The organism is Pseudomonas sp. FSL R10-1339, from assembly GCF_009600545.1.
GTDB lineage: Bacteria > Pseudomonadota > Gammaproteobacteria > Pseudomonadales > Pseudomonadaceae > Aquipseudomonas > Aquipseudomonas bubulae.
This window is the reverse complement of sequence record NZ_WIVQ01000002.1, coordinates 108,053-118,768: the sequence shown is the minus strand read 5'-3', so window position 1 is coordinate 118,768 and position 10,716 is coordinate 108,053. Positions and strand designations below refer to the sequence as shown.

9 protein-coding genes are annotated in these 10,716 nt (G+C 58.4%); 6 read left to right on the top strand and 3 right to left on the bottom strand.

The window, feature by feature from the left end; all coding sequences use genetic code 11:
* Positions 1-199: 199 nt before the first annotated feature.
* Complete coding sequence (gene polA / locus GHO03_RS01990) at positions 200-2,968, bottom strand: DNA polymerase I (protein WP_094999676.1); 2,769 nt, start codon at positions 2,966-2,968, stop codon at positions 200-202.
* 74 nt (positions 2,969-3,042) lie between these two features.
* Here polA and GHO03_RS01985 point away from each other — a divergent pair, with 74 nt between their 5' ends.
* Together GHO03_RS01985 and GHO03_RS01980 are read left to right on the top strand one after the other, a co-directional pair.
* Entirely contained in the window at positions 3,043-3,333 is a 291-nt protein-coding gene (locus GHO03_RS01985) for a DUF2782 domain-containing protein (protein WP_019828138.1), read from the top strand.
* A 56-nt stretch (positions 3,334-3,389) separates the two neighbouring features.
* Positions 3,390-4,340 (top strand): homoserine kinase, encoded by a 951-nt coding sequence (locus GHO03_RS01980; RefSeq protein ID WP_095020623.1) that lies wholly within the window; start codon positions 3,390-3,392, stop codon positions 4,338-4,340.
* 159 nt (positions 4,341-4,499) lie between these two features.
* Here the strand turns inward: GHO03_RS01980 and GHO03_RS01975 are convergent, their stop codons facing one another.
* Positions 4,500-5,420: a zinc ABC transporter substrate-binding protein ZnuA gene (locus GHO03_RS01975; protein WP_095017886.1), complete on the bottom strand. Its 921-nt coding sequence runs from the start codon at positions 5,418-5,420 to the stop codon at positions 4,500-4,502.
* A 66-nt stretch (positions 5,421-5,486) separates the two neighbouring features.
* Here GHO03_RS01975 and GHO03_RS01970 point away from each other — a divergent pair, with 66 nt between their 5' ends.
* From GHO03_RS01970 to GHO03_RS01955, 4 genes are read left to right on the top strand one after another with little or no spacing between them, the layout of a single operon-like run.
* Positions 5,487-5,969 (top strand): Fur family transcriptional regulator, encoded by a 483-nt coding sequence (locus GHO03_RS01970; protein WP_094999679.1) that lies wholly within the window; start codon positions 5,487-5,489, stop codon positions 5,967-5,969.
* A complete protein-coding gene (gene znuC, locus GHO03_RS01965) occupies positions 5,969-6,757 on the top strand; it encodes a zinc ABC transporter ATP-binding protein ZnuC (protein ID WP_094999680.1) in 789 nt (262 codons plus the stop codon). The genes GHO03_RS01970 and znuC overlap by 1 nt, the downstream gene beginning before the upstream one ends.
* Positions 6,750-7,538, top strand: coding sequence for a zinc ABC transporter permease subunit ZnuB (gene znuB, locus GHO03_RS01960; RefSeq protein ID WP_094999681.1), 789 nt, complete (start codon positions 6,750-6,752; stop codon positions 7,536-7,538). Before znuC ends, znuB begins: the two co-directional genes overlap by 8 nt.
* A gap of 37 nt (positions 7,539-7,575) precedes the next feature.
* The gene (locus GHO03_RS01955; protein WP_095020625.1) at positions 7,576-8,295 is read left to right on the top strand and encodes a PA5502 family lipoprotein; all 720 of its coding nucleotides are present in this window, start codon (positions 7,576-7,578) and stop codon (positions 8,293-8,295) included.
* Between the two features lie 60 nt (positions 8,296-8,355).
* On the opposite strand, the gene katE is transcribed toward GHO03_RS01955, so the two are convergent.
* Positions 8,356-10,548 (bottom strand): catalase HPII, encoded by a 2,193-nt coding sequence (katE, locus tag GHO03_RS01950; RefSeq protein WP_254925214.1) that lies wholly within the window; start codon positions 10,546-10,548, stop codon positions 8,356-8,358.
* Positions 10,549-10,716: the final 168 nt, after the last annotated feature.

Genomic DNA, 10,716 nt, shown 5'->3' with positions numbered 1-10,716 from the left:
CACCACCCATTCAATAAATCTGAGTGGTGTTGGCAGATTTAGTTCCGGGAGCTTAAAAACTCTTTGGAATAAGCCCGGTCTCTGCAGCAGCAATAAATTTTTAGTGTGGGAGCGGGCTTGCTCGCGATGGCATCAACGCGGTCATTGCGACAGACCGCGTCGCCTGCATCGCGAGCAAGCCCGCTCCCACATTCCCTCATTAATGCGCTTCATCCCAGTTGTTGCCCACGCCTACTTCAACCACTAGCGGCACATCCAGCTTCGCCGCTTCGCTCATGTGTATCCGCACTTCATCACGCACCTGGTCCACCAGGTCTTCGCGCACTTCTAGCACCAGTTCATCGTGTACCTGCAGGATGACGCGGGCATCGAGGCCTGAGGCGCTGAGCCAGTTATCCACAGACACCATGGCTTTTTTTATGATATCGGCTGCCGTGCCCTGCATCGGTGCGTTGATTGCCGTGCGTTCGGCGCCTTTGCGCAGCGCCGGGTTTTTCGCGTTGATTTCCGGCAGGTACAAGCGACGACCGAAAATGGTCTCGACATAGCCTTGCTCGGCAGCCTGGGTGCGCGTGCGCTCCATGTAGTCCAGCACGCCCGGGTAACGTGCGAAATAACGGTCGATATAGGCTTGCGACTGTTTGCGGTCGACGCCGATCTGTTTGGCCAGGCCAAAGGCGCTCATGCCGTAGATCAGGCCGAAGTTGATGGCCTTGGCACTGCGGCGCTGGTCGGTGGTGACGTCCGCCAGATCAACCCCGAATACCTCGGCAGCGGTGGCGCTGTGCACGTCCAGGTTGTTGCGGAAGGCATGCAGCAAACCTTCGTCCTTGGCCAGGTGGGCCATGATCCGCAGCTCGATTTGCGAGTAGTCGGCCGCCAGCAGTTTGTAGCCTTTAGGGGCCACAAAGGCCTGACGGATCCGACGACCTTCGGCGGTACGGATCGGAATGTTCTGCAAGTTTGGATCACTTGAAGACAAACGACCGGTCGCCGTGACGGCCTGGTGGTAGGAGGTGTGGATACGGCCCGTACGCGGGTTGATCTGCTCAGGCAGGCGATCGGTGTAGGTGCTTTTCAGCTTGCTCATGGAGCGGTACTGCATCAGCACCTTGGGCAGCGGGAAGTCCTGCTCGGCCAGTTCCGCCAGCACGGCTTCGGCAGTCGAAGGCTGGCCTTTGGCCGTTTTGCTGATGATTGGCAGACCGAGTTTTTCATACAGGATCACACCCAGTTGCTTGGGTGAGCTCAGGTTGAACTCCTCACCGGCAATGGCAAAAGCCTCACGCTCCAGCGCAACCAGCTTGTCACCCAGCTCAACACTCTGGATACCCAGCAGGTTGGCATCCACCAGCGCGCCCTGGCGTTCAATACGCGCCAGTACCGGCACCAGCGGCATCTCGATGTCCGTCAATACGCTGTTGAGGCTAGGGATCGCTGCGAGTTTTTCGTGCAGTACATGGTGCAGGCGCAAGGTCACGTCGGCATCTTCGGCCGCATACGGGCCGGCCTGCTCCAGGGAAATCTGGTCGAAGGTCAGTTGCTTGACGCCCTTGCCGGCAATGTCCTGGAAGCTGGTGGTGGTGTGGCCCAGGTATTTGAGGGCCAGGCTGTCCATATCGTGGCGGCTGCCCGTGGAGTCGAGCACATAGGACTCAAGCATGGTGTCGAAGGCAACGCCCTGAACCATGATCCCGCAGGATTGATCGCCACCGATGGCGCAGTTGGCCAGAATATTCATGTCGTACTTGGCGTGTTGTCCGACCTTGGCTTTGCTCGGGTCTTCCAGCAGCGGCTTGAGGGCACGCAATACCGTGTCGCGATCCAGTTGCTCGGGTACGCCCATGTAGGAATGGGTCAATGGAATGTAAGCCGCTTCGCCAGGCTTGACCGCGAACGACAGGCCCACCAGCTGCGCTTGCTGCGCGTCCAGGCCGGTGGTTTCGGTATCAAAGGCAATCAATTTGGCGTCGTTGAGTTTTTTTAGCCACACATCAAAGCGAGCCTGATCGAGGATGGTCTCGTACTGTTGCTCCGCTTCGGCGGGCGCTTCAGGAGCCTCATGCACAATCACCTGCCCGGCACGCTTGGCCTCGCGCTCAACTTCGGCAATCCAGCTTTTGAACTCAAGTTCGGTGTACAGCTCAATCAACTTTTCGCAGTCAGGCGCCTTGAGGTGCAAGTCTTCCAGGCCGATATCCAGCGGCACATCGATCTTGATCGTCGCCAATTGATAGGACAAAAACGCCATTTCGCGATGTTCTTCGAGTTTGGCAGGCAAGTTTTTGGCGCCGCGAATGGGCAGGGTCGGCACGATATCGAGCTTTTCGTACAGATCGACCAAACCACCGCCTACACCCACCAGCAAGCCGGACGCTGTCTTGGGACCAATACCAGGTACGCCTGGAATGTTGTCAGACGAATCGCCCATCAGCGCGAGGTAGTCGATGATCTGCTCGGGCGATACGCCAAATTTCTCTTTAACGCCCTCAATGTCCATCACGCTGCCGGTCATGGTGTTAACCAGCGTGATGTGGCCATCAACCAGCTGGGCCATGTCCTTGTCACCGGTGGAGATGACCACTGGTCGGTCTGCCGCGGCGCTGCTGCGGGCCAGCGTGCCGATGACATCATCGGCCTCCACGCCTTCAACGCACAGCAAGGGGAAACCCAGCGCAATCACACTGGCGTGCAATGGCTCGATTTGCACCCGCATGTCATCGGGCATGCTCGGGCGGTTGGCCTTGTACTCGGCGTACATGTCATCGCGAAATGTCCCGCCCTTGGCATCGAAAACCACCGCGAACGGGCTGTCCGGATACTGCTTGCGCAGGCTTTTGAGCATGTTCAATACGCCCTTCACGGCGCCTGTCGGCAGCCCTTTGGACGTAGTCAGCGGCGGCAGCGCGTGGAAGGCGCGGTACAGATATGAAGAACCGTCCACCAGGACGAGGGGAGCTTGGCTCATGAGCAGGATCAACCTTTTCGGCGAGTCCGGCGCTAGAATGTCCGGACCAATGACGACAAAGGGACAAGGTTATCATGCGCACACTCAATCGCCTGTTGCTGACCGGTTTGTTTGCATTCACTCCGCTGGTAACCTTCGCAGCAGATGAAGCAGTCACCGCCGATCCAGATGTAACCATTCGCACGGAAGGCGATAAAACCATTCAGGAGTACCGTCAAAACGGTTTCCTGTACGCCATCAAGGTCACCCCAAAAGGGGGCAAACCGTACTTCCTGGTACGGGCTGATGGTACTGATGCCAATTACATCCGTTCCGACCAGCCGGATATGCTGATTCCTTCGTGGAAAATCTTCGAATGGAAGTAGCGTCTTAACTTTAATTGGCGCCGCCTTGCGCGGCGCCCGTACTGGCAATTTAAATCATGTCTGTATTCACCCCACTGACTCGCAGCGAGTTGGAAACCTTCCTTGCGCCTTATGAACTCGGCCGTTTGCTCGATTTCCAGGGGATTGCTGCGGGCAGCGAAAATACCAACTACTTCATCAGCCTGGAGCGCGGTGAATTTGTCCTGACCCTGGTTGAGCGTGGGCCGGTCAAAGAGATGCCGTTCTTTATCGAGCTGCTGGATGTGCTGCATGACGCCGACCTGCCGGTGCCATTCGCCTTGCGCACCGTTGACGGCCAGGCCCTGCGCGAACTCAAGGGCAAGCCGGCGCTGCTGCAGCCGCGCCTGGCGGGCAAGCATATTCGTGAGGCCAACGCCCAGCATTGCGCCCAGGTTGGGGAACTGCTCGGCCACTTGCATACCGCGACCCGCAACAACGTACTGGAACGCAAGACAGACCGCGGCCTGGACTGGATGCTGGCTGAAGGTCCTGCCTTGATGGCTGGTTTGTCGCCTGATTCAGCAGATTTGCTGCAAAAGGCGCTGCAGGAAATTACTGAGCGTAAGGCGCAGATTCTGGCACTGCCCCGGGCGAACCTGCATGGCGACCTGTTTCGTGATAACGCGATGTTTGAAGGCACTCATCTGACCGGGCTGATCGATTTTTACAACGCCTGCTCGGGCCCGATGCTGTACGACGTGGCCATTGCCCTGAATGACTGGTGTGCAGACGAAGACGGTCAGATCGATGCTCCCCGCGCCCGTGCGCTGCTGGGCGCCTATGCCGCCCTGCGTCCGTTCACTGCCGCCGAGGCCGAGTTGTGGCCAACCCTGTTGCGCGTTGCTTGCGTGCGGTTCTGGCTGTCGCGCCTGATCGCAGCCCAGACCTTTGCCGGTCAGGACGTGCTGATTCATGATCCGGGCGAGTTTGAAAAACGCCTGGCTTTGCGTCAGACGGTGACCGTACAGCTGCCGTTCGCGTTGTAACAAACACTGAAATCAATTGTGGGAGCGGGCTTGCTCGCGATTGTAGCGACGCGGTGTATCTGAACAACCGCGTCGATCCAATCGCGAGCAAGCCCGCTCCCACAGAGGTTCTGGCAAGCCGCAACTTTTGTGAATGTCACACAATCTGTGGGAGTCGGCTTACAAGCTTTCCAGACACCCCGCCAGGTCATTGCCGAGTTTTTCCAGCAACTGCTCATACCCCTGCGCCGTCGCCGGGGTGTAGCCACCCAGGGCATCCAGCTCCGCCAACTTGACCGGTAACCCGGCTGTCAGGGTGTCCGCCAGGCGCGGACGCAGCGGAGGGTCGCTGAAGACACAGGTCTTGCCCACTTCCTGCAAACGCTTGCGCATGGCGGCTACGTGCTGGGCGCCCGGCTGAACTTCCGAAGCCACACTGAAGGTTCCCGTGTGCTTGATGCCGTAAGCGCTTTCAAAATAGTCGTAGCCTTCGTGGAAGACGAAGAACGGTTTGTCGGCAATCCCGGCCAGTCGCGTTTTGAGGCGCGCATTCAACGCATCCAGGCGTTCATTGAAGGCCTTGAGATTGCTTTGATACCTGGTCGCATTGGCAGGGTCTTTTTCACTCAGGTCCGCCGCCATTTTCGCGGCGATCACCCGCGCATTGTCCGGAGCCAGCCACAAGTGTGCATCCAGGGTGCCGGGACGATGATCGTGATCATGTTCGGCGGCATCTTCTTCGTGCGAATGGCTATCTTCGGCGAAATGACGCAATTTCAAGCCCGGCAGGGTTTGTACCGTAACCGATGGCAGGGTGCGGCCCTTGATCACTCGTGGCAGAAACCCTTCCATGTCCGGACCGATCCAGTAGAGAAGGTCTGCTGACTGCACGCGCCGTACGTCGGATGGGCGCAGCGCATAGTTATGCGGTGAAGCATTGGGCGGTAAAAGCACCTCCGGATGCCCCACGCCGTCCTGCACGGCAGCGGCAATCAGTTGCAGGGGCTTGATGCTGGTCAGCACGTTGACCTCGGCCCGGGCCGGGCTGATCACAAGCAAACTGGCGCTTAGAGCAAGAAAAAGGGAAAAAAGACGGGGCACGATAAGCACTCATGATGGCTGAAACAGGTAACATAATAACGTCTCTCTCAATAATCGTCGCCGCCCATGCCTATAACACCGCTTGCCAGCCGTCCCCACGACCACTCTCATTGTGTCCATAGCGCCCTGACCGAGGCCGATGCCTTGTGTGCGCAAAAGGGCCTGCGCCTGACCGCCTTGCGTCGACGGGTGCTTGAGCTGGTGTGGCAAAGCCACAAGCCGCTGGGTGCCTACGACATTCTTGCAGTACTGAGCGAGCAGGATGGCCGTCGCGCTGCGCCGCCTACCGTTTATCGAGCTTTGGACTTCCTGCTCGACAATGGCCTGGTGCACCGCATTTCCTCACTCAACGCTTTTGTTGGCTGCAGCCACCCCGAGCACCCGCACCAGGGCCAGTTCCTGATTTGCCGCAACTGCCACGCCGCCATCGAGCTTGAGCAAAAGTCCATCAGCGACGCAATTATCAATAGCGCCCGGGATGTCGGCTTTACTGTCGAAGGCCAGACTGTCGAAGTGGTCGGTTTGTGTTCGGGTTGCCGGGAGGCCTGATGAGCGCTGCACTGATTCGCCTGCAACATGTCACTGTGACTTATGCCGGGCAAAACGTACTCGACAATATCGAGCTGAGCGTTGAACCGGGCCAGATCGTGACTCTGATCGGCCCCAACGGCGCCGGCAAGACCACGCTGGTCAAAGCCGTGCTCGGCCTGCTCAAGCCCACCAGCGGCAGCGTATGGCGCAAGCCCAAGCTGCGCGTGGGCTATATGCCGCAAAAGCTTCACGTTGACCCGACACTGCCATTGTCCGTGTTGCGCTTTTTGCGCCTGGTGCCCGGTGTAGACCGTGCCCAGGCCCTTGAGGCGCTAAAGGAAGTCGGTGCTGAAAAGGTCATCGATAGCCCGGTGCAAAGCGTGTCCGGTGGTGAAATGCAGCGCGTGCTGCTGGCCCGCGCCCTGCTGCGCAAGCCCGAATTGCTGGTGCTCGACGAGCCGGTGCAAGGCGTGGACGTGGCCGGTCAATCGGAGCTGTATGCCCTCATCACCCGCCTGCGCGACCGCCACGGCTGCGGCGTGCTGATGGTCTCCCACGATTTGCATCTGGTGATGAGCACCACCGATCAGGTGGTATGCCTCAACCGCCACGTCTGTTGTTCGGGCCATCCCGAGCAGGTGAGTGGTGACCCGGCTTTCGTTGAGCTATTTGGCAAAAACGCACAAAGCCTGGCGATTTATCACCACCATCACGACCATGCTCATGACTTGCATGGCTCAGTGGTTAGCGAAAATAACCCGGCGGCATCCGCCCACGTTCATGGAGAAGGCTGCAAGCATGGCTGATTTTCTGCTTTACGCCCTGCTGGCAGGTCTGGCTTTGGCAATAGTTGCAGGCCCTTTGGGGTCATTCGTGGTGTGGCGGCGCATGGCCTACTTCGGCGACACGTTATCGCACGCAGCCCTGTTGGGCGTAGCCCTGGGGTTCCTGCTGGATATCAGCCCGACCATTGCCGTGACCGTGGGCTGCCTGTTGCTGGCGGTGCTGTTGGTCACGCTGCAGCAGCGACAGTCGCTGGCATCCGACACACTGCTCGGAATTCTCGCCCCCAGCACCTTGTCCCTCGGGCTGGTCGTACTAAGCTTCATGCATGAAGTGCGGATCGACCTGATGGCGTATTTGTTTGGTGACCTGCTGGCCATCAGCCCAACCGACCTGATGTGGATCCTGGGTGGCAGCGCGACGGTTCTGGCCTTGCTGGTTGCACTGTGGCGACCATTGCTGGCGATCACCGTGCATGAAGAGCTGGCCATGGTTGAAGGCCTGCCCGTGGCGGCGTTACGATTGGCCCTGATGCTGTTGATTGCGGTGGTGATTGCCGTGGCGATGAAAATCGTCGGCGTGTTGCTGATTACCTCCTTGCTGATTATTCCGGCGGCCGCGGCCCAGCGTCATGCTCGCTCGCCGGAGCAAATGGCACTGGGCGCCAGCGCACTGGGCATATTGGCCGTAGTGGGTGGCCTTGCGCTGTCATGGTTTAAGGACACGCCAGCAGGCCCGTCGATTGTGGTGTGTGCCGCAGCACTGTTTTTGTTGAGTTTTGTTCTACCCCGTCGAGGGGTGTAGACTTGCTTGTTTTTTGCGCACTTAGAGAGCCGCAGGAATGAAGCTGTTCAACTCCCGTTACTTGCTCCTGGCCGCATTTTCTCTGCTGCTGGGCGCCTGCCAAAGCACGCCGTCGGCCGACACTACTGCCGCCGCCGCACGCGCTACGGCCATCGCACAGCTGGAGCAAAACCTGGCCAGCAGTGAACTCGCGACCGCTGAAGACCAATTGAGCGCCTTGCAGACGCAAACCCCGGATGATCCGCAGTTGGTGCAGTACCAGCGCCAACTGGCCGAGGCCTACCTGCAACGCAGCCAGATCGTCCTGCAAAAGGGTGATGTCAACGCGGCAGCTACCGCCCTGAGCCGTGCCCGCGCCCTGATGCCCAAGGCCCCTGCACTGACCGGTGGGGTCAATAGCGCCATTGCCCAGGCCCGCAAGGCCGAGCTGGACAAGGCTGAAGCCGCCCTCAAGGCTGCCGAGGCCCGACCACCGGCCAAGGTGATCGACCCGGCGGCCGAAAGCACCACCGTTGCACTGAACATCAACGATATTGCCAAACTTCGCCATCAACTGGATTTGATCGCGCAAGATATCGTCAATTACCAGTGCGCCGTCAGCCTGCAGGTTCCGCGTACGGCGGATTATCCATGGCTGGCCACACTGATCAGCAAGCGGGTTAAAAAGATCGACCCCGGGTTTGACCTCAAGCTGAACCGTCAAGTCATTCGCCACGTACCCGCACAAATGGTGCTGATCCCCAGCAAACCGGAATAAAACATCCGGGCATGAAAAACCCGTAGCAGCCAAAGGCTGCTACGGGTTTTTTGTTTTCGGCTAGGCCGGTATTGCCTTGGCCCTGGCCTCCCGTGACCACACGCGGTGTTGCCCGATGGCTGCAAAAAAGGCTTTTAGATCCTGGGCATCCTTGATCGCCAGCAACCCTTCATCTGCCTGTAGGTGCAGCACGTCCAGCAGTTGTCTGGCATCACCCTGCAAGGCGATGGCCTTGAGGTGCTTGTACGCTTCCAGCAGGTAGTGCAAGGCCACTCCGTCGCCGCTCAGTGCCTTGATCGACGCCGCGCCACCCGGTACGTACACCGCGTCGAACGCCACCGAAGGCAAGCCTTCCATCGACGCATCCACAGCCAGCAATGTGCCGTCAGCGGTTTTCACCGGGGCTGACGTCGGGCCCAGCAATTTGGCGTGGGCACCCTCTGCTGCAAGCGCCTGTTTCAGCGCATCGATCGCTTTGCCATCCACCCCGTTGGCCGCCAGGATCGCCACTTTTCGGGTTTTGATATTCCCCGCCAGCAGATTGGCCTGGCTCAGGGCCGGCGACTGGGTAAAGCGAGTCTTGCGCTCAGCTACCGTACCGGCCTTGGGTGCGGGCAAGCCCAGATTTTCGGCGACGCGCCTGGCCAGGCCCAAATCAATATTGGCCAGAATCTCATTCACCTGCCGCGCACGGATAGACTCGCGCTCAACTTTACCCAGCTCAAAGCTGTAGGCAGCAATGATGTGCTCTTGCTCATGGTTGCTCATGCTGTTGAAGAACAGCCGCGCCTGGGAGAAATGGTCACCGAATGATTCGCTGCGCTGACGGATTTTGTTGGCGTCGATGCGTTCCGGGTAACTCTCAAAACCGCCGTCACTGGCCGCCGGTGGGGTTTCTTTTGGCCAGCCGCCATCGATCGAGTTGGGTTCGTAAGCTGCACGCCCCTTGTGGAGGGTGCTGCGGTGTTGGGCATCACGCTGGTTGTTGTGGAATGGCGCCACCGGACGGTTGATCGGGATCTCATGAAAATTCGGCCCGCCAAGGCGACTGATCTGCGTATCCGTATAGGAAAACAGGCGCCCTTGCAGCAACGGGTCATTGGAAAAGTCGATCCCTGGAACAATGTGGCCAGGGCAGAAGGCGACTTGTTCGGTTTCTGCGAAAAAATTGTCCGGGTTGCGGTTGAGGACCATTTTTCCCAATGGCGTAATCGGTATCAGTTCTTCCGGGATCAGCTTGGTCGGGTCAAGGATATCGAAATCAAACTTATGCTCATCTTCCTCCGGGATGATCTGGACACCGAACTCCCACTCCGGGTAATCGCCCGTCTCAATGGCGTCCCACAGGTCACGGCGATGGAAGTCCGTGTCTTTGCCTGCGAGCTTCTGCGCTTCGTCCCACACCAACGAGCAAGTGCCTACACTTGGGCGCCAGTGAAATTTGACGAAGTTAGACTGGCCTTGCGCGTTGATGAAACGAAAGGTGTGCACGCCAAAGCCCTGCATGCTTCTCAGGCTTTTCGGAATGGCCCGGTCGGACATGGCCCAAATGACCATGTGAGCGGATTCCGGAACCAGTGAGACAAAGTCCCAGAAGGTGTCATGGGCCGAGCCGCCAGTAGGGATTTCATTGTGTGGCTCAGGTTTTACAGCATGTACAAAGTCTGGAAACTTCACCGCATCCTGTATGAAAAATACCGGCATATTGTTCCCGACCAGATCGAAGTTACCTTCGTCGGTGAAAAACTTGACCGCGAAACCGCGAACATCACGCACCGTATCCCCGGAGCCCCGCGGGCCTTGCACGGTGGAGAAACGCACGAATACGGGGGTTTGCTTGCCGGGGTCCTGCAAGAATCCTGCTTTGGTCAGTGCGCTGTGGGACTTGTACGCCTGAAAATAACCATGAGCACCAGTGCCTCGCGCATGCACGATGCGCTCGGGAATACGCTCATGGTCAAAATGCGTGATCTTCTCGCGCATGATGAAGTCTTCGAGCAGCGACGGCCCGCGCGAACCGGCCTTGAGGGTGTTCTGATTGTCAGCAATCTTCACCCCTTGGTTGGTTCGTAAGGCCTGATCGGTGGCGTCGTCGCGAAAGGTTTCAAGGCTTTCCAGTTTGACGTTGGTGTTACCACGATCCAGGGTGTCGGTGCCGGCCATCTGGCTCTTGTTGGAAGACGGTTTTTTGCTGCTCATCAGACTAAACTCCTTGTATGCGAAAGCCCTGTGATAAGGGCTTTGTAGACAAATACCGCCCAAGCGGATGCGAGTTGCCTAAGTACTGACGTCTGGCCGTTACCGTCGTTCCTTTTTTCTGACCTTTAGTCGTCTTATTGCCAAATCAAAGGTTTGTGCGCAAATAAATGCTAAGTGCATCTATACGGACAGGCTAAAATGCGCGCCCGGCTTACCGCTGAA